General features: G+C 47.6%; 1 pseudogene. It reads left to right on the top strand.

Going from position 1 to position 584, the window contains the following annotated elements:
• Nucleotide 1: 1 nt before the first annotated feature.
• Nucleotides 2-584, top strand: a pseudogene (gene invE, locus F7Q90_RS25860) (type III secretion system gatekeeper InvE); the annotation flags it as partial.

Below are 584 nucleotides of genomic sequence, written 5' to 3'. Positions count from 1 at the left end.
ATTGTCCAGGCAGACCTCTCATCAGGATGCGACGCAGCATACTGATGCGCAACAGGCGGAAATACAACAGGCTGCGGAGGATTCGTCTCCAGGGGCGGAAGTACAGAAATTTGTTCAGTCGACGGATGAAATGTCAGCGGCGCTGGCGCAATTCCGTAACCGTCGCGATTATGAAAAAAAATCCAGTAATTTATCGAACAGTTTTGAACGCGTGCTGGAGGATGAGGCTTTACCGAAGGCGAAGCAAATATTAAAGCTGATTAGCGTACATGGCGGCGCATTAGAAGATTTTTTACGTCAGGCGCGTAGCTTGTTTCCTGACCCCAGTGATTTAGTTCTTGTTTTACGTGAATTGCTTCGTCGTAAAGACCTGGAAGAGATAGTTCGTAAAAAACTGGAGTCGCTACTCAAGCACGTTGAAGAGCAAACCGATCCCAGGACCCTCAAGGCAGGGATTAATTGTGCGTTGAAAGCCCGGCTTTTTGGGAAAACATTATCGCTAAAACCGGGTTTATTGCGCGCCAGCTATCGGCAATTTATCCAGAGTGAATCGCATGAAGTGGAGATTTACGCTGACTGGATAG

Origin of the sequence: Pantoea stewartii subsp. stewartii (genome assembly GCF_008801695.1) — a bacterium.
GTDB lineage: Bacteria > Pseudomonadota > Gammaproteobacteria > Enterobacterales > Enterobacteriaceae > Pantoea > Pantoea stewartii.
Note: the sequence above shows the minus strand (reverse complement) of the source record. Positions and strands in the feature narration are given on the sequence as shown.